The sequence below is a fragment of the Persicobacter sp. CCB-QB2 genome, assembly GCF_001274635.1.
GTDB classification, from domain to species: domain Bacteria; phylum Bacteroidota; class Bacteroidia; order Cytophagales; family Cyclobacteriaceae; genus Persicobacter; species Persicobacter diffluens.
The window spans coordinates 3,551,866-3,574,518 of record NZ_LBGV01000001.1 but is presented as its reverse complement, the minus strand read 5'-3'; the positions used below and the strand labels follow the sequence as shown (position 1 = coordinate 3,574,518).

General features: G+C 41.6%; 17 protein-coding genes and 1 pseudogene. 6 read left to right on the top strand and 12 right to left on the bottom strand.

The features are described from left to right. Nucleotides 1-19 precede the first annotated feature (19 nt). Nucleotides 20-1,822 carry an excinuclease ABC subunit UvrC gene (gene uvrC / locus NG22_RS15770; protein ID WP_053406605.1) on the top strand — a complete coding sequence of 601 codons (1,803 nt, stop codon included), beginning with the start codon at nucleotides 20-22 and terminating at the stop codon, nucleotides 1,820-1,822. Nucleotides 1,823-1,855: 33 nt separating this feature from the next. Here uvrC and gldN read toward each other — a convergent pair whose 3' ends face one another. The 7 genes from gldN to NG22_RS15735 form a co-directional block, all read right to left on the bottom strand. Continuing rightward, complete coding sequence (gldN, locus tag NG22_RS15765) at nucleotides 1,856-2,686, bottom strand: gliding motility protein GldN (protein ID WP_053406604.1); 831 nt, start codon at nucleotides 2,684-2,686, stop codon at nucleotides 1,856-1,858. An 18-nt stretch (nucleotides 2,687-2,704) separates the two neighbouring features. Further along, a complete protein-coding gene (gene gldM / locus NG22_RS15760; RefSeq protein WP_053406603.1) occupies nucleotides 2,705-4,318 on the bottom strand; it encodes a gliding motility protein GldM in 1,614 nt (537 codons plus the stop codon). A gap of 29 nt (nucleotides 4,319-4,347) precedes the next feature. Continuing rightward, complete coding sequence (gene gldL, locus NG22_RS15755; protein WP_053406602.1) at nucleotides 4,348-5,223, bottom strand: gliding motility protein GldL; 876 nt, start codon at nucleotides 5,221-5,223, stop codon at nucleotides 4,348-4,350. Between the two features lie 49 nt (nucleotides 5,224-5,272). Beyond that, nucleotides 5,273-6,310: an SUMF1/EgtB/PvdO family nonheme iron enzyme gene (locus NG22_RS15750; protein WP_157601162.1), complete on the bottom strand. Its 1,038-nt coding sequence runs from the start codon at nucleotides 6,308-6,310 to the stop codon at nucleotides 5,273-5,275. A 127-nt stretch (nucleotides 6,311-6,437) separates the two neighbouring features. Then, complete coding sequence (locus tag NG22_RS15745) at nucleotides 6,438-7,397, bottom strand: PorP/SprF family type IX secretion system membrane protein (RefSeq protein ID WP_053406601.1); 960 nt, start codon at nucleotides 7,395-7,397, stop codon at nucleotides 6,438-6,440. Between the two features lie 99 nt (nucleotides 7,398-7,496). Continuing rightward, nucleotides 7,497-8,273: a uroporphyrinogen-III synthase gene (locus NG22_RS15740; protein WP_053406600.1), complete on the bottom strand. Its 777-nt coding sequence runs from the start codon at nucleotides 8,271-8,273 to the stop codon at nucleotides 7,497-7,499. 29 nt (nucleotides 8,274-8,302) lie between these two features. Then, on the bottom strand, nucleotides 8,303-9,082 hold the full coding sequence (locus NG22_RS15735; RefSeq protein WP_172674387.1) for a DUF4271 domain-containing protein: 780 nt from the start codon (nucleotides 9,080-9,082) through the stop codon (nucleotides 8,303-8,305). Nucleotides 9,083-9,444: 362 nt separating this feature from the next. On the opposite strand from NG22_RS15735, the gene hemW reads away from it, so the two are divergent. Beyond that, on the top strand, nucleotides 9,445-10,572 hold the full coding sequence (gene hemW, locus NG22_RS15730) for a radical SAM family heme chaperone HemW (RefSeq protein ID WP_053406598.1): 1,128 nt from the start codon (nucleotides 9,445-9,447) through the stop codon (nucleotides 10,570-10,572). A gap of 95 nt (nucleotides 10,573-10,667) precedes the next feature. Continuing rightward, nucleotides 10,668-11,036: a hypothetical protein gene (locus NG22_RS15725; RefSeq protein WP_053406597.1), complete on the top strand. Its 369-nt coding sequence runs from the start codon at nucleotides 10,668-10,670 to the stop codon at nucleotides 11,034-11,036. A 147-nt stretch (nucleotides 11,037-11,183) separates the two neighbouring features. Here the strand turns inward: NG22_RS15725 and NG22_RS15720 are convergent, their stop codons facing one another. Both NG22_RS15720 and NG22_RS15715 read right to left on the bottom strand, forming a co-directional pair. Then, nucleotides 11,184-11,936 carry a LytTR family DNA-binding domain-containing protein gene (locus NG22_RS15720; protein WP_053406596.1) on the bottom strand — a complete coding sequence of 251 codons (753 nt, stop codon included), beginning with the start codon at nucleotides 11,934-11,936 and terminating at the stop codon, nucleotides 11,184-11,186. After that, nucleotides 11,914-12,975, bottom strand: a complete 1,062-nt coding sequence (locus tag NG22_RS15715) for a sensor histidine kinase (protein ID WP_053406595.1) — start codon at nucleotides 12,973-12,975, stop codon at nucleotides 11,914-11,916. The genes NG22_RS15720 and NG22_RS15715 overlap by 23 nt, the downstream gene beginning before the upstream one ends. A 656-nt stretch (nucleotides 12,976-13,631) precedes the next feature. Between NG22_RS15715 and NG22_RS15705 the strand changes: the two genes are divergently transcribed. Then, entirely contained in the window at nucleotides 13,632-13,946 is a 315-nt protein-coding gene (locus NG22_RS15705) for a hypothetical protein (RefSeq protein ID WP_053406593.1), read from the top strand. Between the two features lie 283 nt (nucleotides 13,947-14,229). On the opposite strand, the pseudogene uvrA reads toward NG22_RS15705, so the two are convergent. Both uvrA and ltrA read right to left on the bottom strand, forming a co-directional pair. Then, nucleotides 14,230-17,078, bottom strand: a pseudogene (gene uvrA / locus NG22_RS15700) (excinuclease ABC subunit UvrA). A 163-nt stretch (nucleotides 17,079-17,241) separates the two neighbouring features. Then, on the bottom strand, nucleotides 17,242-18,639 hold the full coding sequence (ltrA, locus tag NG22_RS15695) for a group II intron reverse transcriptase/maturase (RefSeq protein ID WP_216597633.1): 1,398 nt from the start codon (nucleotides 18,637-18,639) through the stop codon (nucleotides 17,242-17,244). 103 nt (nucleotides 18,640-18,742) lie between these two features. On the opposite strand from ltrA, the gene NG22_RS17875 reads away from it, so the two are divergent. Beyond that, complete coding sequence (locus NG22_RS17875) at nucleotides 18,743-19,027, top strand: hypothetical protein (RefSeq protein WP_157601159.1); 285 nt, start codon at nucleotides 18,743-18,745, stop codon at nucleotides 19,025-19,027. A 296-nt stretch (nucleotides 19,028-19,323) separates the two neighbouring features. Here NG22_RS17875 and NG22_RS15690 read toward each other — a convergent pair whose 3' ends face one another. Continuing rightward, on the bottom strand, nucleotides 19,324-19,947 hold the full coding sequence (locus NG22_RS15690) for an outer membrane beta-barrel protein (protein WP_072159126.1): 624 nt from the start codon (nucleotides 19,945-19,947) through the stop codon (nucleotides 19,324-19,326). Nucleotides 19,948-20,321: 374 nt separating this feature from the next. Here NG22_RS15690 and nrdD point away from each other — a divergent pair, with 374 nt between their 5' ends. Next, nucleotides 20,322-22,484, top strand: coding sequence for an anaerobic ribonucleoside-triphosphate reductase (gene nrdD / locus NG22_RS15685; RefSeq protein ID WP_053406591.1), 2,163 nt, complete (start codon nucleotides 20,322-20,324; stop codon nucleotides 22,482-22,484). The last annotated feature ends 169 nt before the right edge of the window (nucleotides 22,485-22,653 follow it).

Genomic DNA, 22,653 nt, shown 5'->3' with positions numbered 1-22,653 from the left:
TTTTTTTGTTTCTATCATTATGGAAAGTAAGATTTACACGCCGGAACAAATCAATCAACTCCCTGATAAGCCCGGAATTTACCGTTATTTTAATGAGGAAAACACCCTCATTTACGTGGGAAAGGCTAAAAGCCTCAAAAAAAGAGTACAAAGCTATTTTTTCAATAAAAACCGGCACGACCGTAAAACACTAAAGCTGGTATCTGAAATTCATCATTTAGAAATCACCATCGTTGATTCGGAACTGGATGCCCTATTATTGGAAAATAACCATATTAAGGCCTATCAACCTAAATACAATATTCTGTTGAAGGATGATAAATCCTACCCCTACATCGTGGTAACCAATGAACCCTTTCCCAAAGTTTTCTCCACACGACAGTATAAAAAAGGCTATGGGAAATATTATGGCCCGTTTTCCAATCTACGCAGTATGAATACGGTCTTGGAGCTCATTCGGGAATTGTTTCATATTAGAACCTGTAGTTTAAATCTTACAGATAGAAATATTCAGGCCGGCAAGTTTGAGGTATGCCTGGAATACCATATTAAAAAATGCTATGGCCCCTGTGTAGGCAATCAATCTGCAGAAGATTACCAAAAAGACATCAGTCAAATCACTAATATCCTGAAGGGTAAACTTGGGTTAGCTAAATCATGGTTCAAAGAACAAATGAATATGGCAGCTCAGGAATTAGCCTTTGAAAGAGCTCAGGAATTCAAACATAAACTAGAGTACCTGGAAAAATTTCAAACCAAAACCGTCATCACTAATCCCAAATTTGAAGACTTAGATGTGATTAGCATTGTTAGTGATGATAGTTCCGCTTTTGTTCATTATATGAAAATCATCAATGGCGCAATAAGTCAAACCAAAACCATTGAAATCAAGAAAAAACTGCAGGAAACAGAAGCCGAAATACTTGCACTCTGCCTTATTGATTTTCGCAAAACTTTCCGAAGTGAGTCCGAAGAAGTGCTTACCAATATTCCAATAGAAAGCTGGCATAACGTACAAATCACTGTCCCAAAAATTGGAGACAAAAAGAAGCTAATTGAACTGGCCATTAAGAACGCCCTGTTCTTCAAGAAGGAAAAAATCAAAAACAATACGGCCTCAAAACAGGAAGAAAGTCGACTACTAAAAACCATGGCGCAGGATTTAAGGATGAAAGTACTCCCTCGTCATATCGAATGTTTTGACAACTCCAATATTCAAGGAAGCAATCCGGTAGCCTCCATGGTGTGTTTTAAAAATGGAAAGCCATCCAAAAAGGATTATCGTAAATTTCACATCAAAACAGTAGTAGGACCGGATGACTTTGCCTCTATGAAGGAAGTGGTAGGGCGTCGATATCAAAGGCTTCTTAATGAAGATGCGCCTTTACCTGAACTAATCGTCATCGATGGAGGAAAGGGGCAGTTAAATGCCGCTGTGGAAGCTTTGAAGGAAATTGGAGTATATTCGAAACTGACAGTAGTGGGCATTGCCAAACGGCTGGAAGAACTCTACTATCCGGAAGATCAATACCCCCTCCACCTGGATAAAAAATCAGAAACCCTTCGTGTATTGCAACATATCAGAAATGAAGCCCACCGATTTGCCATTACTTTCCACCGAGACACCAGAAGTAAAAATTCCTTTCATACTATTTTGGATGAGATCCCCGGCATTGGCCCAAAATCAATTGAAAAACTATTGAGTAAATACAAATCAGTTGAAAAAATAAAGCAAATCCCAAAAAAAGAGCTTATCGAGCTCTTAGGTAAAAAAGGAGAAGTGGTTCACGATTTCCTTTTAAACAAAAAAGCCGGTGCATAGTGCATCGGCCTTTTATGAGGTGTTATGATGGGATTAATACTCCCACAAGTTATGTTCGTACTCCATAAGTTTGTATTCCTCCTGCTGAGAGGCGTATAGCGCTCTCTTTGGATTTCCTCCATAGATAGAATACAAATCTTCATCCTGAGGATTATTCACCTTCCAGATACGTGCACTAAACAATCTTAGTAGAAAAGCATCTGCAAAGTTCACACTCTTAGATTGGTTGTACATATTGTACCATTGTGCTTTATCTGGCATGGCACGGAAAAGCTCCTCCAAATCTTTGTATCGGAAAGAAGCTAAAGTACCTTCTAATCCATTTACAGTTAAATCAGCAGGAATCTTAACAGTGATCGCCTGAAGATCGAAGTACATTCTAGATCTCTGATTATCGAAAATGGCATCCTCAACAATCTCCAGTAAATTTAATTCATCAGGTCGGATATAAGTTTTGGATGGACCTGCAGAGGCTGTCGCTCCACCTTCACCCCAATCTCCGCCATCATCACCCCAGCCTCCGAAGTCACCTCCACCGGCATCGGTCTTAATTTCCAATCGGGACATAAACTCCTCTTTAGAAATCCGACGATCATCTGTTACAGAGTCAGTGTCGTAGGGAATTAACTCTCCATTTTGAACTGCCTCAATAATGAACTTAGTGATTTGATTATTTACTGCAAAAAACGGTTGATTTTGCTTTTCATTTAAATCCATTCTTCTCCAAACACGTTTTTTGAAAAGTTGCTTGGAATTATGAATGGGATGAACAGAATTTTCATTGTAGCCTACCTCTTCCTCCTGTGCCAATAGCGTAAAAGGAGTCAATAGCAATACGCAGAAAACTAAAACAAAATTTTTCATAACACCTGTTTAATTATTTTAATTGCTAATTGCAATATTCGTTACTACGTCAGCACCCATATCCACTACCTCAATTTCATTTCGGAAGTTTTTACGAACTACTTTCTTCACTTCAACTACCAAACGCATTCCTGCCTTCGCTTTACCCATTATTGCACCAAGGTCAGCTTGACCATTGGTTACTTTAATTGGTTTTGCTACCGGGCGAGAACCCTGCGCCAAGGTAATTTCTGCTTCCTGAATTCTATATTTAGAATCATTCGGCAAAAACTCAGCGAATGATTTATCTGGAGTAGCCTGTAATCTCACCTTACGCATGTTAGCGGAAGACTCTCCATTTTTCAAATTCACTTTTTTACCTTTCATATTGAAAATCTCGATGGTAGGTAATGGAATCTGACGCACTTTGAAATTCTCTGTTCCAATCACGTTACCTCCGGAAGATACCGTCAAAGCCACTGCCTTTGAGTTCGGCACTACTGTAACAATACCTTTTTTACTACCAGCAAATGTTTTACCACCTTTAGCTCTGAATGATGGCTGATAAGCAGAACCCAATGCGGGTACCTGAACATTCAATTCATTTCCACAATTCAGGTATAATGCCTGAACAGAAGCAGATTGAATTTGAATTACAGGCTTAGCCACAAAATACTCGATCTCCTGCTCAAACTTTTCCGCTTCACCACCCGCCTTAGGGATAGAGATGGTCGCTTTAAAAGTTTTACGCGCTAAACCGTCTTTGTCATATTTACCAGGAGTTGCCGTAAATTCAACCTCTCCTTTTCCATCAGCATTCACCTTAATTTGCTTATTATTCAAAGCCATTGTTGGTTTTATACCAGAAGAAGATGCGGCAATAAACATTTGTGCCTTATACTTGGCTCCTGCTGCTACAACTTGCGATTCTGGTAAAACCATTGGAACGATTTCATCAAACTGAATGGTTCCCGCGCCAATCTTATCGCCCAAAGCTTTTAGCGTTTGTGCTTCTCTGGCCAAAATCTCTGATTCGAACTGTGATAAAGACGCTAAAACCGAAATCATCGGCGTATGCTCAAAGTTAAACGATTTAAAATCCTTTTTCCTAACTTCCTTGTTGTTAGCATATTCAGGCATATCCCCTGGTTCTAGGGCGATATCTTTTAAATCAACATTAACGTCAACACTTCCCGCAACCTCTCTGATGCCAGCAACATACGCGTTCAATTGTTCTTTAACCTCGTCTCCTTTTTTCTGCTGAATAAACCAATTCGCCACCTTGTCCTCATCGGTCATGCCTTTTGGCAAACCAGTAGCTTCATCTATTCCACCTGTTTTTTCAGTAAGCTCATCTTTTAGACCATCAACATAATTTAATGCTTTAGATGTCAGTTCACGAACTTCCCTTGCTTTCTGCAAAACTAATTTATCCTGCTCACGACCACTTTCGTCAACTTTGGCTTTCATTGCTTTATCAACAAGAATTCCATTACTGACATTCGTCTCGTTATTAGAACGGATTAAGGACTGATTGATGATATGGAATTTCTCCATTACCGACCCAGACACCTGCATTGCAATCAGAGCCAGGAATACGATATACATCAGCCCAATCAGCTGTTGTCTTGGGGTTTCTTTTCCTCCTGCCATTTTTTAAGTATTTTTTATTGGAGAAAAAATTATCCTTTCATTGCAGTCAACATACTGCCGTAAACTTTATTCAAAGAGTTCAAGTTGTTGGTCAACTTGTTAATTTCACCTTTAAATTGCTCACTTTCTTTGGCTGCATCCGCCATATTAGACATGGCGTTAGAGATATTACCATAGAACTTATTCATGGCTGCAATATGATCTTTAGAATCTTTCAATTCCATTTCATATACAGCATTCAAAGCAGACAAATTCTTGGTTACTACCTGAACCTGTCCATGATATTCTTTTGTATTATTCGCTACAGAAGTCATAGAATCTGAAGCTGCTTTAGAAGCGGAAATCATTTGATGTACTGTTTGAGCAGTATTTGATGCCGCATCATTCATTGCTTTGATCGTATTTCCGTAAGCCTTATTTACTTCAACCATTTGAGAGGAAGCCTGCTTTACAGAAGTTGAATAATTGTTAGTGGCATCAACCACATCTCCTAAAGAAGACAACTTGGTTACTGAAGTGGAAAGGTCTTTCATTCCTTTTCCAAGGCTGTTTACTAACTCAGGGCCAATTTTGGCAGAAGATAACATGCCATCCAACTTTTGTGCTACAGCGTCACCACCATTAGCAGTTGGTCTTTTTGCTGGCGCATTAGATCCAACATAATCATCTGCCAATTCCGGATACACTCTGGACCATTCTGGATCTTTGTGCTGCGGAGCAAAAGCAAACATTAAGAACAAGACTGCTTCTACACCCATTCCAATCGGAAGGATAATTCCAGCGCCAGGGTAGTGCATGATTTTAAACAATGCACCAACAATTACAACTGCGGCTCCGACACCTGTTGCAATAGGAGCAATTTTCTCATAAAAATACTCCTTGAATCCACCTTTTTTCTTACTCATTTTCGCTTGATGTTTAGGTTATATATGGGATATATTATTTTTTAAATTACTAAAATTCTGTTCCGGAAGAACGACCCAAATAGGTCATTGCGCAACGGAAGCCAATATAGGAACGAGTTGAATCCTGATACTCAAAATCTCTAGTACCCAATTCCAGGTAATAAGCGATATCTTTCCAAGAACCTCCTCTAACCACTTTTCGTGGTTCATTTGCGTCATTATAAGTAGGGTTCATATCCCATACTAAAGCTGTAGCAGCCGGATTATAAGCATCCTGACACCACTCTGAAACATTTCCTGACATCTCGTAAAGTCCATAATCATTAGAAAAGAAAGAATAGACAGGAGAGGTGTAAGCATAACCATCATCGTAATAGTTACCTCGACCCGGTTTAAAGTTGGCTAACATACAACCTTTTGCATTTCTAAGGTAAGGACCACCCCAAGGGTATTTGGCCATATCACGTCCACCTCTGGCGGCGTATTCCCACTCGGCCTCCGAGGGCAATCTGAACTTTGGCATTGAAAATAAACCTTGGTCATTTCTCCAGGCATTCAGGTAATTTGTTCTCCAATCACAGAAATACTGAGCAGCCACCCAACTCACTCCCACAACTGGGAATTCATCATAAGCCGGATGCTGATAATAACTTTCTAGCAATGGATCTCCGTAATGGTGGGTGAAATCTTTCATCCACACAGTAGTATCCGGGTAATACTTGGACATAATTTCCTCTTCCCCTAAAATACTTACGGAATCTTCTAAAAGATGGAAGACAAACTGGCGGTACTCATTATTGGTAATTTCGGAATCATCCATATAGAATGATCCAATGGTCACCTGTTTGTTCATGTTAATCTGGGAGCGGGCGACGTCTTCGTCAGCTTGTCCCATGTGGAAGGTACCTGCAGGAATTGGAATCATCCCGAATGGAATGTCCGGCGTCCAGCTTTCACGATCAAGGACACCTACCAGTTCCCCTTGGTCATCATAACCACCGCCGCCACCGAAAAGTCCGCAACTCTGCAGCGCGATTGTAATCAGTCCCATTGTAAAAATGGACCTGAAATTCTGCACAATATTCATAACACCTATTTTGAGAATTTGAATTCTTCTAATATAACTTGGTTGCATTCGAATTCAAAGATTTACCAATATAATGGTATCCTAAAGCCTAAACAACCAAAAGTAAAAATTACACAAAAATTTAACCTTAATGTCTAAATCTTGGAGTTCTAATAATCTTTTTATTAATGTCTCCAGAGATTGGTAAAGCATAAGAAATCATAAATTCATGAGAAGTTGCTGCTTTAGCTCCTTGCCCAATCACCACAAAATCAAATGCATAACCTAATTTTAAAGAATTATCTTTAAGTAGCGAATATCCTAATAACAAACCAACAGACTCTGACCACCGAAAGTTCATCCCTCCCCACATTTTATCTTTGTATGTACCTCGAACTGCAAGTTCAGCAGTATAAATAGCAAAGTCCGTGTGAAAAAATAAAGAAGGAGTAATGATCAAATCATAATTGAATTCGTAATCATAGCCCATAAACACATTAAGGGCCGTCGGAATTTTATCGCGTAATTGGCTAGTAAACCCAAAATCAAAGGAAGCATCCAACAAATGATTGTAGGCCAATCCTCCATAAAACTTTTGGGATTGAAAAAATATTCCCACCCCCATATCAGGTAAAACCTGCGAAACCTGACCAGAGGTCATCCAATCCTCATTTTCATTAGGGCGCCATTGGTAATTATCAAAGGCCCTGGAATACATCCCCACATTAACTCCAAAACTAAGTTTGGCCTCTTTAATTCTTAAATGGTAGGCATAATTAGCTCTTATTGAAAGATCATTAACTGCGGGTAAGGAAGAGTTCTCGATTACTAAGCCCACACCGCTGCGAATACGGTATACGGGCGCATCCAGCATGAGGAGCTGGGTATTTAATCCGGCATTACCATCAAAGGAAGAGGTATTTCCCAACCATTGCGATCTATGCAAAAGCGTCGCACGGGTATACCCCTCCACACCTGAATAGGCGGGATTAAAGGATAGGGGAACAAAAGGGGCGCTGGAATACATCGGAGCTTGCTGCGCAAAAGATGTATTTAGCCCTAAAACTCCTATCAAAAGAAGGGACAAAAAGGTGATGTTAAAACGCATAGGTTAGGTTGGGTACATTAAAAATTAAATACAGCGTTATTATCAACGCTATATTTAATTAAAATGTGATAAATATGCAAAGATTTTGATGTAGGTTTTTTACAATCCGTTCGCTTTTTTTACATAAAGCTCCAAAGCACCGGTCATAGATGGCGCATTTGGCAGCGGTGCTTCAATATCTAGATGCAAATTCGCATCCTTTACGGCCTTAGCCGTAGTTGGCCCAAAAGCGGCAATCCGTGTATTATTTTGCTTAAATTCGGGGAAATTCACGAACAAGCTATTGATCCCGGATGGACTAAAGAAGGCAATCAAATCGTAATTGACGTCAGACAAATCAGAAAGGTCAGAAGCAACAGTTCTATAAATAATGGCCTCACTCCATTCCACCCCATTCTTCTCAAAGAAATTTGGTATATCATCCTTTCTAATATCAGAGCATGGAAAAACGTATTTTTCGTTTTTATGCTTTTTCAGGATTTCAATCAGATCCAAAGCGGTTCTCTGCCCAACAAATACTTTGCGCTTTCTAACCTGAATATACTTTTGCAAATAATTTGAAGTCTGCTCCGAGATACAAAAATATTTCATGTCGGAGGGCACCTCAATTTTCAAATCTTTACACAACTTGAAAAAGTGGTCGACCGCATTTCTACTCGTAAAGATCACTGCGGTATGTGCCAAAATATCTACCTTTTGCTTTCTAAACTCCTTATAGCCTACTGGCTCAATTTGAATAAAAGGCCTGAAATCAATCTGAACGCCGTACTTCTTTGCTAAAGAAAAATACGGGGATTTATCGTTTGCCGGTTTTGGTTGGGAAACCAATATTTTTTTTACTGGTTTAATACTTTCTTTATCAGTAGAAGTAGACATAATTTAGATTGAAAAAATTCCGAATATCATCACCAATTCAACGCAATTTTAACGCCCACGAAAAGCGGTAAAATTTCTGAGGCACAAAGGTACGAAAATAAATTCAGATAACTAAACGAACCACTGACAGCTAGCCTAATAAGCAACCAGGCAGTTCTAAACAAACCAAGAAATATTACAATCCCTACTAAAAATTGGGAGGTAAGCCAAAACTGTTGGCCTGATAAAACTAAATATAACATAAAAATTAAGCCTGAATTAACATACCAAAAAGAAAGCTTTAAATACTCTAAAAAGTGGAGTGGGGGAATGTCATTCTTTTCCAGAATAGAACCTAGATAGACCAAAAGGATATACTTCAAAAAGAAGAATAATACAATTAATAATGCCGATAACAAAAAATAAAAAATAATTGATTCATCATTTAAACCTTGGATCATTTCAGGCCTAAGCACCGATAGTGACGTAAAGAAAAGGGTTGCAATGGCCACCGAATGGAAAACAATCAAAAGGGCATTCTCTTTTGAAAAAGGATTACTTTTCAAAAGATTTAAATCCTTGTTAGCAGGGCTACCAAATGGAGAAAGGTAACCCATAAAGGTTAATGGAAAAGCATTTAAATATAAAGCATAAAGGGCTAACAAAGCCAAAATGGCGATCACCAAAAAGTCATCCAGCTTTAAATCATACCTTTCAGATAAGCTTAATTGGTGAGGCTCTGGGGGCTCCGCTTCCAAAGCTACCTCCAAGCCGGACAAGCCAGAGGGTTTAAAAAAACCGATTCTGACCAAACCCACATAATCCTGCACCTTAAAGTTTTCAAATCCATAATGGATAACGGTATCCTTTACAAAAAAATACGCGGGCTCATCATTCACAAAAATAGCCGTATTGGATGGCAAAGAAATCACCACCGGATGAAATTCTATTGATTTGAAGTGAAACTCTTTAAAATTGCCATAGTCTTTTTGAGGCTTTAAAGACTGACCAAATAAGGAAGCGCTCATAAAAAGAAGCGCTGAGATAAGGAAAAATAACCGATTAAATCTGCTTCGCATACTAAAATTTAATATCCCCAAAATTAACCAGCTCAAATTAAATTCCCACCTAATCCGAAATAATCATCGGCCATTATCCTCAATATCCCGCTCTATTTGTTTTCTTTGCATTAATGGCTGGTATTTATATTCATATTCCCTTTTGCAAGCAAGCTTGTTATTACTGCGATTTTCATTTCAGCACTAGCGGAAAGCTGAGAGAAGAAATGGTCGCCTCTATTATTTCAGAACTTTCCCTTAGACGGGAATACTTAGAGACTGAAACGGTAGAAACCATTTACTTTGGAGGTGGAACCCCTTCCCTCTTAAGCCCTGAAGAGCTGAGCCAGATCATTGAGGCTATTTACAAAAATTTCACCCTTATTCCCCAACCGGAAATTACCCTCGAGGCGAATCCCGATGACTTAAGTTTCACTTATTTAAAGGGTCTGCATCAAATCGGCATTAACCGATTAAGCATCGGCATTCAGAGCTTTTTCGAAAAAGACCTGAAGCTTTTGCACCGTGCACATGACCGTGAGCAGGCATTCAATGCGGTGGAAAATGCCCGAAAAGCAGGATTTAATAACCTCAATCTGGATCTGATTTATGCCATGCCACAAAGTTCCAATGAAGAATGGGAAGAAAATCTGGCGCTCATGATGAAGTTAAGACCAGCGCACCTTTCCGCATATGCACTGACCATTGAAGAAAAGACCGTCTTTGGGAATTGGTACCGGAAGGGAAAAATCCGACCCGTGGATGAAGACAAGGCCGCGGATCAACTCGAAATCCTTATAAATACAACCGCTAATCATGGATATGAACATTATGAGGTTTCTAACTTTTGTCTGCCCGGCCTTGAATCTAAGCACAATAGCAGCTATTGGCTTCAAAAAAAATATTTGGGCATTGGTCCAGGTGCCCACAGCTACAATCATCAGGAAAGGCATTTCAATATTGCCAATAATGCTAAATATGTAAAGGCGATCAAAGAGGGCCAATTACCGCTTGATGGTGAAGTTCTTAGCCGAGAAGATCTGATTAATGAATATATCATGACCCGGCTTCGAACAAAATGGGGTTGCGACCTGGGACACCTTCAAAATCATCTGAATTTTGATTTATCCAGAGAACATGGCGCTTATCTGCAAAAACTGGAAAAAGATCATTTTCTGGAAAAACAGGGTGATGTACTTTTTTTGACCTCAAAAGGCAAAATGATAGCAGATCAAATTACAGAACACCTGTTTTTAATGTAAGAAAAATGACTTTTAGAAACATTTCCTCCTCAAAATAAGGTTGTATAACTGATAACTGGGCCACCTGAAGCGGTCTTTTCTTTGAAAACAACCTCATGGAAATGATTAAAGATGAAAAAAGAGCTTTTTTCCTTTTAATGTGCCTAATGCTGCATTACCACGGATTAGATGAGCATGAACAAAATATCATCAATCACGAGGCTTCCCAGCATGCAGAGGGAGAAAACCTGAAAGAATGGGCCCTTGAATTTATCAAAAGTGACTACCTCAATATTTTTGAACGGGCCAAAAAAGAGCTGAATCACATTCCACTGCAACCTTCCACTCGCTTAAATCACCTGCTCAAAGTCTGGGATTTACTCCATATTAAAGGATATATCACTGAAATGGAAGCAACAGCCATGATCCGGATAGCAGCTGAATGGGAATTACAAGAAAAACTGATTCAGCAAGTGAGGCCTTAGAGGGTGATTAAAGCAAACCATCCGGCTGCAAACTCAAACTATTGGAAGCGATTTTGGATAATTTTTCACAATAGCGATGCTATTCCTCAAAATAACCCTTCATCACCTCAGCAATACTTCTAATTTTCCCTGCTAATTTTTTGGCTTTTAAAGGCTCATCATATCCTTGAATTTTGTAGCCTGCCTTCTGCTGACCTCCACTTTCTCTCCCCCCTTAAGCTCAAGCATTAGCCCCCCATTAAACCAAGGCTCAATTTTTTCAATCCACGCAAGATTAACAATATGCTTTCTTGAAACCCGGAAAAAATGGCGATCGTCCAAACGTTCATCCAAGGCATTGAGCGATTTATGAATCATCGGTTTAAATTGCTCAAAGTGCACCTTGATGTAGTTACCATCAGACTCAAAAAGCCTCACTTCCGATAATCGCACAAACCAACATCGGTCCCCATCCTTCACAAAAACCTGATCATTCACCCCAAGCACATCCCTTTTGGAACCCGCTTTTGCACCAGACTCAATAGGATCCTGAGCTAGACTCATCTCACTACTATTCCCAGCAACAATCTTTCTAATGGTATCTGCCAGTCGATCCGGTTGAATAGGCTTGAGTAGATAATCCAGGGCGTTCACCTCAAAAGCCTGAATGGCATATTCATCATAAGCCGTAGCAAAAACCACCTGTGGGCTTTTATCCAGCATGGTTAAAAGGTCAAAACCGGATTTCCCCGGCATTTGAATATCCAGAAATATTAGGTCCGGCTGCAGTTTATTAATTTGCTCATATGCATCATCCACATTAACCGCCTCTCCAATTACTTCCACCTCAGGATGTGCCTTTAGTAAAGAAGCCAATTCTTTTCTGGCTAACCTTTCGTCATCTATTATTAATGCTCTCATAGTTTTCAGTTTTTTGCGGAATGCTTAATAAGGTTAAAACCTGATCACCATCCGGCCGGATTTCAAAAAGGGCACTATCGCCGAAAAGTAATTTAAGGCGCTGTCGCGTATTAGCTATACCATAACCCTTTGCATTTTTCAATTTTTCCTGATTCAATTTACCACTGTTAACAATACTAAGCAAAACTGAATCCTCTTCTTCCAGCCACTGGCTTTTTATCAAAAGTTCTCCTCCATGTGTCAAATTGGCTATTCCATGTTTAATTCCATTCTCGACCAGCGTTTGAACCATTAACGGAGGAACAAGGCGGTTCAGGGTTTCCGGGGCAATTTCAAACTCATATTCCAGCCTTTCCTCGAAGCGGATTTTCTCTAAAGCCAAATAATCCGAAACTGTTCGTAACTCATCCCGCAAAGGAATTAACTTTTTCCTGTCCATGGCGAGGGAATTCCTTAGGAGACCTGAAAGCTGGGTAATCGCCACTTTCGCATCCTCCGGCTGCTCAGAAACCAGCGCACGAATAGAATTCAATGCATTGAAAATAAAATGGGGGTTCATTTGAGACTTCAGGCGATTCAACTCAAACTCTCTGGAAGCTGCCAAATATTTTAAAGTCTGATTGCGCTGATCCAGATAATGGTACAGTACATACAATACTGCCCAAAGAAAATAAAAAAGCATGGAAGAGGAAACGGACACCACAATAAACAGGGAATCAAAATCATGCATAGGATCCAATGCCCCGGTAAGGAAATAGGCGATAATCTGGAAACAATAATTGGAAACCGCTAAGAGGAAAGAAGACAGAATAACGAGTCCTCCAAGTCGATTCAAATTAAATTTCATCCATTGATTCAGGCGGATATATTCTCGAAAAAGGTGAGTAGAAACTAAATAATAACCCGCCAGTGCAAAAATCTCGAATGCTTTCTCCGGCGCAAAATTATTGGAAATAATTAAAAGCACGATGTGCAAGCAGGCATAGGTGGACCATCCCATCACCTGAATTAACCAATATGCTCTTAATTTTTTCATCATCTTTTTGCTCAATTTACTCAGCCTGCACAAAGAAGAAAGCTATTTTTTGATCAAAGGTCGATTCATCCCCTTAGAGGAAAAATATTTCCATTAACCCAATTTTTGCATGCGGAAATCCTCGTTTATTGCAATGTGGGAAAAAGACCGGGATCTTTCCTATTTATCGTTTATTCCAACGAGCTTATGATTGGGGAGAAAGCAAGCTTACCCCAATTTGCGCTATATAAAAATCAGCGACCTCCAATACAATAAACTGACAGCAAACCTTTTATCTAGACCTACTAAATTTATTGGCAAAAAATTCAGGTTTACCCACTGGTCTCTCGGCCCTCCATCAACTTTAAAATCATTATTCTCAATTCGGTGGAAAAGCAACATTTTATTACCCGGGCTCAAAATCATCTACAAAAACCAAAGTATGACAATTGTCAGAAACGCAAAAATCCGCCCTCAACATTCGACTAAGTTTAAACCATTTGCGATCCACAACCAGCGAATAAGCGCCATTCCCTCACCTCTATTTTTATTAAAAAAATTAATTTTTGTGAAAAATATTACATAAAACTTACCTAACCCGAAAACACTTTATTCCGTTCTATTTTATATATTTACAAATATAAAGATCAAATAAGTGGCCATTTTTAAATTTCAAGGCTATGAAAGGTTTAAAAATTACATTATTCGCAATTTTCAACATCTTCCTTTTAAATTCCGCAACAGCTTTTGCAGAAAATGAAAATTACGCAAAAGCACCCGGTAATGAACCGGAATGGATGGAAGAAAATGTTGAATTGGAACTTTTTGCCGATCACCACAAATTCATTTTGATCAATGCATTCGGGGATATCATCAGAAGTGAGGAGACGGAGGATTTGAAAGCATTGGAAGATCACCCTGCCATGCGACCATTATTAAAACATGCATTTTTTATTACCCAAATTGATGGGGACGCTTATTATATGCTCATGTAAGCTTTTTTCTGATAATTTTGAATGACAATAGCCCTGCCCTTTTAGTAAAAGGCAGGGCGTTTTTTATTTAAGCCGAATGAACCATGCTTAAATCCTCGTTTAGCTGTAAGGCAGAAAAAATGAAGGAATTTTTCCTATTTCGAGTTTTTTCCAACGAAACAGATGAAGGAGGAGAAAGCAAGCTTACCCAAATATGCGCTATTAAAAATCCAGCAAAACTACTCATAAAGAACTTATAACAAATCCTTTATGAGCAGCCAGGGACTACGGGTGAATAATTCGGCTAAAGCTCTGCTTTTAGGAATCGGCCTGTATGAGATTTCCGCTTCCGTGCAATCTCCTGTGGTGTTCCGGTAGCGATAATGGTTCCACCTTCAGCCCCGCCTTCAGGCCCGAGATCAATCACATGGTCCGCTACTTTCACCATATCCAGGTTGTGCTCAATCACTAAGACTGTATTTCCTTTATCCACCAGTTTATTCAAAACATCCAACAGGTGCTGGATATCCTGAAAATGCAGCCCGGTAGTTGGCTCATCCAGAATATAGAACGTCTTCCCTGTATCTCTTTTGGAAAGTTCTGTGGCCAGCTTCACTCGCTGGGCTTCTCCCCGGAAAGGGTGGTCGCATGCTGACCCAGGGAAATATAACCAAGTCCCACTTCCTCCAGCGTTTTGATTTTCCTTAAAATCTTAGGTTGATTTTCAAAAAACTCCACGGCCTGGGATACCGTCATGTCCAGAACATCCGAAATGGACTTCCCTTTAAATCGTACCTCCAGTGTTTCTCTGTTATATCTTTTTCCTTTACAGGTTTCACAATGAACATGTACATTCGGCAGGAAATCCATCTCAATGAGCTTCATACCGGCGCCTTCGCAGGTCTCGCATCTTCCGCCTTTCACATTAAAAGAAAAACGCCCCGGCTTATAGCCCCGAATTTTCGCTTCCGGTAATGCAGAGAACAATGCCCGGATATCGGTAAAAACCCCGGTGTAAGTAGCCGGGTTAGATCTCGGCGTCCTTCCGATTGGAGACTGATCCACCTCAATGACCTTATCGATTTCTTTCAATCCATCAATGGAATCATAAGGCATCGGCTCTTTATGAGAGCGATAAAAATGATTACTCAAAATAGGGTAGAGGGTTTCATGAATCAGGGTAGACTTACCAGATCCTGAAACTCCGGTAACCAGAATCATTTTCCCCAATGGGAAATCAACGGACACATTCTTCAGATTATTCCCTTTTGCTCCTTTAAGCGACAGGAAAGTCCCTTTCCCTTCTCTCACTTTTTCAGGAATGGCAATTTCATTTTTCCCGCTGAGGTAATCCGAAGTATTGGATCTTTGTTTCAATAATTCCTCGGGGGCGCCTTCGGCTACAATCTGTCCACCGTGTCGACCTGCACCCGGACCAATATCCAGCACATAATCCGAGGCGAGCATCATGTCCTTATCATGCTCTACCACCACGACGGTATTCCCCACGTCGCGTAAGGATTTCAATGAGTTGATCAGTTTTTCATTGTCCCGTTGATGCAGCCCAATACTCGGCTCATCCAATATATACATCACCCCCACCAGCTGGGTACCAATTTGGGTGGCCAACCGAATACGCTGTGCTTCCCCTCCGGACAAAGTCTTCAGGGGGCGATTCAATGTCAGATAATACAAGCCGACATCTAATAAAAAGCCTAATCGCTTACGAATTTCCTTAAGAACTTCAGTGGCAATAACTTTTTGACGATCATTCAGGCGATCTTCCAGACCTACCAGCCATTCGCCCAATTGTTTCAGGCTCATTTCGGCCAGCTGAGAAATATTCTTCCCGTCAATCAGAAAATGTCGGGATTCAATTCTTAAGCGACTCCCTTCACATTCCGGGCAGGTTTTCCTTGCGACAAAATCCTTGACCTGGGCCTGCATTTTCTCAGTTCCCTGATCCATAATTTGCGAAAGCAATTTATATACGCCTTCAAATTTGGTGTTCCACTCCGTGCCCGGATATTTTTTGGAAGCTACCGGAACCGGTTCATCATCCCCGTTCAAAATTTTATCCATCACCTCTTTGGGGATGTCTTTGATCGGCGTACTAACCTTACAGTCGTTGCGCTTGAGGATGGCCTCGATTTTTTTAAAGAACCAGGTATCCCGATATTCTCCTAAAGGAGCAATACCTCCACGACTAATACTCAGGCTTTCATCAGGAATAATGGAGTCTTTGGTAAACTTCTCAATCACGCCTAGTCCGTTACATTTCGGACAGGCACCGTAAGGGGAGTTAAAGGAAAAGGAATTTGGTGCGGGCTCATCATAAGCCAGGCCGGAAGCCGGATCCATAAGCATTTTGGAGAAATAATGAATATCTCCCTCCTCATCCTGCAGGAAAATCAATCCTTTACCATGCTGCATGGCCACTTTTACCGACTGAGCCAGGCGAAAACGGTCTTTTTCGGCCACCTTCAGGCGATCCACCACGATTTCAATATCATGAGTTTTGTACCGATCTACCTGCATTTTAGGCTCCAGATCCATAATCTCGCCATCAATACGGGCTTTGGTGAAGCCTAATTTCCGGATCTGCACAAACAATTCCCGATAATGCCCTTTACGGCCTTTCACCACCGGAGCCAACAAGATGGCTTTCTTTCCCTCATAAGCCCTGATGATCTGATCAATGATCTGATCCTCGGACTGCTTGCTCATCTTATTACCGGTGAGATAAGAAAAAGCCTCAGAAGCACGGGCATACAACAATCGAAGGAAATCATATACCTCCGTGGTGGTTCCTACGGTGGACCTTGGGTTACGCGCCGTTGTTTTTTGCTCTATCGAAATCACCGGACTCAGGCCCTCGATTTTATCCACATCCGGACGCTCCATACCGCCCATAAAGGAGCGGGCATAAGCCGAAAAGCTCTCCATATACCTGCGCTGCCCCTCTGCATAGATGGTATCAAAGGCAAGAGAAGACTTTCCACTTCCACTCACACCGGTAATGACCACCATTTTATTGCGAGGAAATTTTACGTCTATATTTTTCAGGTTATGTTCGCGGGCTCCGTAAACCGCCACATGGCTGTGACCGGTTTGATCGAAGCCATTTGATTCAACAGCTTTCTTCTTAGGCATATTTCTTATTGTCAGCACCAATCAACAAAGATAACAAATGGCTTCAAGAATGAAACCATTCCCCCCAATATCGGGTAGATGGCTGGTGAAAGAAAATTTCACTTTCACCAGTGCACCTCCCACACCACCCTGCATACGGATCCGTACAGGGCGGTTCCTTAATTCAGTGTACAGAGAGATAGTATGTCTTTAGAGAGACGTAGCCTTGTTCTCGGAGCACTTCATCGGTCAGGGTTTTGTGTAATACTGGGCTCTTTGCGATCCGCCAATGTCCTTTTCTTGTGTTGGCGTGTTCCCAGGCTTTCGATGTATCGGCACCCAGTCGCTTTAGTTCTTTGAACCGTGTTCTTACTCGCTTCCAATTCTTCCAAGTGAATGCCCGAATTCGGCGGCGTAACCACTCGTCGAGTCGTTGCATGATGGTTTTCATCTCGGCAAATTTGTAGTAATTGATCCACCCTTTTATCGTTTGGGATAGTAGGGTTTTCCGCCTTTGATAGCCCAGACCATTACTTTTATTGGTGATCGCACGCATTTTATCCTTTAGCCGATTGATACTTTTGGCTTGAACTCGAAAACGCACTTTTCCCTTCCACTTATAGAAAGAATATCCCAAAAATTTGATTTGCCACATTGGTACTACTTGCGTTTTCTCCTTGTTTACTCTCAAGTACAGTCTGTCCTCAATAAATCGGGTAACTGTTCTTTTGAGCCGTTCCGCTCCTTTTCGTCCTTTACTGAAAATAATCATATCATCGGCATAGCGTACAAAACGATGTCCACGCTTGGTCAGTTCTTGATCCAAAACATTAAGCATTACATTGCTCAATAGTGGGCTCAATGGACCACCCTGTGGTACGCCGTCGGTGCTTGCCTCAAATTTGTGACCTATGACAACACCTGCATTCAAATATTTGTGAATGAGCGAAATCACAGATCCTTCCTTGAGTTGTTCTGACAATAAAGTAATCAGGTAGCTGTGATTTACCGTATCAAAGAACTTCTCCATATCCAAATCCACCGCATAACGATAGCCTTCTGATAAGATCTCTTGGCTCTGAAGTAGTGCCTGGTGCTGACTGCGACCAGGACGAAACCCATAGCTGTGAGGCGAGAATTCCTTTTCGTAAATCGGAACTAAAACTTGGCTGATCGCCTGTTGTACCCAACGATCCACTACCGTTGGTATCCCCAGAGGGCGTGTCTTCCCATTGTCCTTCGGTATTTCTACACGTCGGACTGGGTTCGGGCGGTAGTTCCCTTGACGTATGGATTGGACAATTTCCCTTCCATGAATTTGCAGGTATGACGCCAAAGCGCCGACCTTCATCCCATCAATTCCATGGCTCCCCTTGTTCTTGACCACTCGCTGATATGCTCGGTTCAGATTGTAAGGGCACAAGATTTGGTCTAACAATCCTTCCTTTCTCTGTGTAACTGTGAAATCATCCGCTTCAGTTATCCAAACAAAAGTCGGCACTCGTTCGGCTTTCCCCTGTTCCGCAGGTGCTTTTCCGAACAAGCTACTATTTCTTCGTACTTTCTGCTTTCTACCTTTCATTCAGTAACTTTCTGTAATGATTTCTAATTAAAGTTCAGTCCTTCGCCGTCGGTCTCGACTACTTTGACTTCGGCTGACTTCTCGCAGTAAACCTTTTTCGAACGTGTCCTTTACTATTGTGGACACCCCTGCGAGATCTCCCGCGGTAAGACGATTAACTTTCTCTCCATCTACCTGCACCATATACAGCATTGCCTTCCGAGTAGTTTCGGACTTCGTTTTGTTTGGCAAACTTATCCAGACAACACTGCCTCATGATGTTCGTGTCCCTCAGGCCAGAGATTTGCATACGGCTTCCTTCAGATTATACCTCACGGTAAACACCCTTGCCTTCTGCTATGTGGTTGGCACTACTAACCCCCACTACGGACTTGCACCGATTAGTTAATCGCCATGCACGGCGCACCAAAAAAAGGAACCAGCTGTAGCCCAGAGGTTCCTTACTTTTTCAAAATCTTTTTAACTCGAATTACCCCTGCTTCAATACTCAATTAGCTGCAAGGCGGGAAAAATGAAGGAATTTTGCCTATTTCAAGCTCTTCCCAAGGAAGCTGATGAATGAGGAGCAAGCACGATTACCCACATTTGGGTGATGAATAAATCAGTGAAATCACCCAAAACAACCCCTTAATAAACCCTTTAGCGCTACTTTCTGAAATTAGCGGAGATTAATCATGCTTAAGTTTATTGCCCTAAGCGAATGCTGAGTCCAAGAGAGAAATCCCCCTGAACCATGATGGCCGTGCTTCCAACACTCACACCTGCGCTGGGTCCGCCAGTGCCTATCCCTCCATAAATTCCTCCACCGGCAAAATATAACGGCATCATCATCCGCGCCTGAAACTTCAGGGCCAATTGATCACTGAACCAATATTTCAGGCCTCCGCCAAACATGACCGAAAACCGCCATTCATCATCAATATCATTCACTTTAGGAGAGGCCCAGCCTGCACCGGCATTCAACAACACAAAGGGTTCTACCGGCCCCTGTCCAAAAGACCGAACCGCTCCCAACTGAATATACTGAACTGCCAGATCAAAAGAGCGGTCTTCAAATCCACCCCGATAAGCCCGGAATTCTGCATCGGTATCCATACGGGTATAAGACAACTCCACCGCCATACCTTCCCGTATCGGATAAGCCAGCTGAAGTCCATAATTTACCTGATCATTAATTTTGAATTTCCCCTCCCAGAAATCAATACTTCCTCCTAACTGGTAACCGACCATGGGAGATATTTCTACTTGGGCTAAAGAAAAAAGAGGAAGCAGACAAAAAAATCCGAAAAACAGTAATCTATTCATCATTTGAGTTTAGTTGAGATAAAGAATTAAGAAGCCATTGGAAACAAGTCGATTATTGCACCCATTATAGATTCACTAACAATTTTCATATATATACGGGATTTTTTCTACTACAAGCCGCAATTGTACTTAAAAAAAATTCACCCCGCTTCTAGTTCAATAATCAACCAATCAAGAGTTCCCTTTTATCACTTTTTAAATACGGAGCCTCCATATTACCGAAAAAACAGTCCACAACCCACTGACTAACAACCCTTTAATTCACCTCCCTAATAATTATCAGTTCATAAAGTGATTTTACCTTGTCTTTTGCCGGCGCAGATTATTGAAATTCAAACTGCCTACTTAATTCTTCCTACCCAAAAAAACGATTATTCATGAATGTCATCAAACGAAGCGGGGCCGTGGAACCCTTTGAAATGAACAGAATTTCCATCGCAGTCGGAAAAGCCGGCGCAAGCTCATCCTTTGCACAAAACATCGCCAATGAGGTGCAAAGTCAGATTTCCTCTTCCAATTACCAATACCTTTCGGTCTATGATATTGAGCGATTGGTGGAAGACCGTTTGATGTTCCATAATGAATATGAAATAGCAAGAAGTTATATCGAATACAGAAAAATAAGAGCAGTATCCCGCCAAACCGATAGCATGATTCTCAAATTTGCAGATGAGGCCATTAACCTCTCCAATATTGAGAATGAAAATGCCAATATGCCAGAGCACGTCTTCACGGCCAAATTGACGCGCATGTCTTCAGAGGTATCCAAGGAATATGCGAAAAACTTCCTGATTCCAAAGAAACACATCAAGATGCATGAAGAGGGCTGGATCTACTTCCATGACTTTAACTCCTATGCTGTGGGCATGCAGAACTGCATGTTCGTGGATCTGGGAGACTTAATGAGCCGCCCCATTTACACCAGCAATGGTTCCATGCGTCCGCCTCGTTCCATCCGTTCCGCCATGCAGTTGGTGGCCGTAATCTTCCAGTGCCAGTCCAACTGCCAGTTTGGAGGAATTGCGTCCAACAAATTTGATTACGATATGGCACCCTTCATCGGGCTATCGTTTAAAAAACATTTTGCCAATGCGGCGGAGCTTCTGGGCATATTTGCCGAAGAAACACTGGAAATTCGCATGGAAAATGAGGAACTGGAAAAAGCGTATCCCAATGCTTACGCCTATGCGCTGAACAAAACCCGCGAAGAGGCTTTTCAGGCGGCGGAGGCGCTAATCCACAATTTGAATCATCTGGAATCCCGGGCAGGAAACCAATTGCCCTTCGTTTCCATCAACTACGGAACCGATACCTCACCGGAAGGCCGCTTGGTCATTGAATCTATGCTACGCTCCACTCTTAAAGGAATAGGGAAAGAATTTTCCACACCCATTTTCCCGATCCAAATCTGGAAATACAAGAAAGGCGTTTCTGATGAAAAAGGACGCAATGCAGATTTATTAAATTTAGCCATCGAGTGTACTACCAAGCGGGTTTATCCAAACTATGTGAATGTAGATGCGGAAGTATACGAAGCTAAAAATCCGGATGAAGAAGCGGCTACCATGGGTTGCCGCACCCGAAACGGGGTCAACCGCCATGGATCTAATGGAAAATCCGGTCGGGGAAATCTGAGCCCGATTACCATTAACCTCCCTAAGCTGGCCATTGAGGTAAGCAAAATGGAAGAAGGAGAGCTTTGGGAGAATTTCTTCGGAAAACTTTCCGAAATGGTAGATACCGGCGTGGACATGTTGACGGAGAGACTGAAATGGCAGAAAAAACAGCTGGCCAAATCTGCTCCCTTTATGTATCGCAACGACACCTGGAAGGGGGGCGCCAAGCTGGCAGATAATGACCGCATCGGGGATACTTTAAACAGTGGTACGCTGGCGGTAGGCTTTATAGGCCTGGCGGAAACCCTGATTGTGTTGATGGGCAAACACCATGGAGAAGATGCCCAGGCCTATGAAAAAGGCCAGCAAATCATTCAGTTCCTGTATGAGAAAGTCAGCGGACATGCCGAAAGAACCAATCTGAATCTCTCGCTATATGCCACCCCGGCCGAATCGCTCTGTCATAAATTCGCGAAGCTATTGAAAAAGCAATATGGGGAAATCAAAAATGTGAGTGATAAGGACTATATCACCAACTCTTTTCATATTCCGGTATGGCATTCGCTGGATGCCATTGAGAAGGTGGAAAAAGAAGCCTTTTTTCACAATTACTGCACCGGAGGATCGATCACCTATGTGGAATTAAACTCTGATATCAGCGAAAATGCGGAGATACTCCTGCCGGTAATCAAACACGCTATGGAGGCCGGCGTATACTATTTCGCCATGAATATTCCATATGATGAATGCCTGGAATGCGGAGATAAGGGCCTGTTTAAAGACACCTGTCCCTCCTGCGGATCCGATAAACTAATGAAATTAAGAAGAGTAACCGGCTATATCACCGGCAACTACCGTGATCGCTTCAATAATGGTAAGCAGGAAGAAGTGCATCACCGTGTAAAACATGACCTCAAACAATAACCTACCGCATGGCGGTGAACCTAATCCATAATTGGATACTTTGAAGGGCGGATTTTTCCGCCCTTTTTTTGACTCTGATTACTCAAGCGCACCTCCTCCTTTAGCTGCAAGGCGGGAAGAATCGAGACTTCGTCTCCCTGTTTCGTTTTTTCCATGGAAACAGAGGAAT

Bases quoted from the DNA above. Each gene is read 5' to 3' on its own strand.
- uvrC (WP_053406605.1), top strand. From the start codon at position 20: ATGGAAAGTAAGATTTACACGCCGGAACAAATCAATCAACTCCCTGAT.
- gldN (WP_053406604.1), bottom strand. From the start codon at position 2,686: ATGAAAAATTTTGTTTTAGTTTTCTGCGTATTGCTATTGACTCCTTTT.
- gldM (WP_053406603.1), bottom strand. From the start codon at position 4,318: ATGGCAGGAGGAAAAGAAACCCCAAGACAACAGCTGATTGGGCTGATG.
- gldL (WP_053406602.1), bottom strand. From the start codon at position 5,223: ATGAGTAAGAAAAAAGGTGGATTCAAGGAGTATTTTTATGAGAAAATT.
- NG22_RS15750 (WP_157601162.1), bottom strand. From the start codon at position 6,310: ATGAATATTGTGCAGAATTTCAGGTCCATTTTTACAATGGGACTGATT.
- NG22_RS15745 (WP_053406601.1), bottom strand. From the start codon at position 7,397: ATGCGTTTTAACATCACCTTTTTGTCCCTTCTTTTGATAGGAGTTTTA.
- NG22_RS15740 (WP_053406600.1), bottom strand. From the start codon at position 8,273: ATGTCTACTTCTACTGATAAAGAAAGTATTAAACCAGTAAAAAAAATA.
- hemW (WP_053406598.1), top strand. From the start codon at position 9,445: ATGGCTGGTATTTATATTCATATTCCCTTTTGCAAGCAAGCTTGTTAT.
- NG22_RS15725 (WP_053406597.1), top strand. From the start codon at position 10,668: ATGGAAATGATTAAAGATGAAAAAAGAGCTTTTTTCCTTTTAATGTGC.
- NG22_RS15720 (WP_053406596.1), bottom strand. From the start codon at position 11,936: ATGAGAGCATTAATAATAGATGACGAAAGGTTAGCCAGAAAAGAATTG.
- NG22_RS15715 (WP_053406595.1), bottom strand. From the start codon at position 12,975: ATGATGAAAAAATTAAGAGCATATTGGTTAATTCAGGTGATGGGATGG.
- NG22_RS15705 (WP_053406593.1), top strand. From the start codon at position 13,632: ATGAAAGGTTTAAAAATTACATTATTCGCAATTTTCAACATCTTCCTT.
- ltrA (WP_216597633.1), bottom strand. From the start codon at position 18,639: ATGAAAGGTAGAAAGCAGAAAGTACGAAGAAATAGTAGCTTGTTCGGA.
- NG22_RS15690 (WP_072159126.1), bottom strand. From the start codon at position 19,947: ATGATGAATAGATTACTGTTTTTCGGATTTTTTTGTCTGCTTCCTCTT.
- nrdD (WP_053406591.1), top strand. From the start codon at position 20,322: ATGAATGTCATCAAACGAAGCGGGGCCGTGGAACCCTTTGAAATGAAC.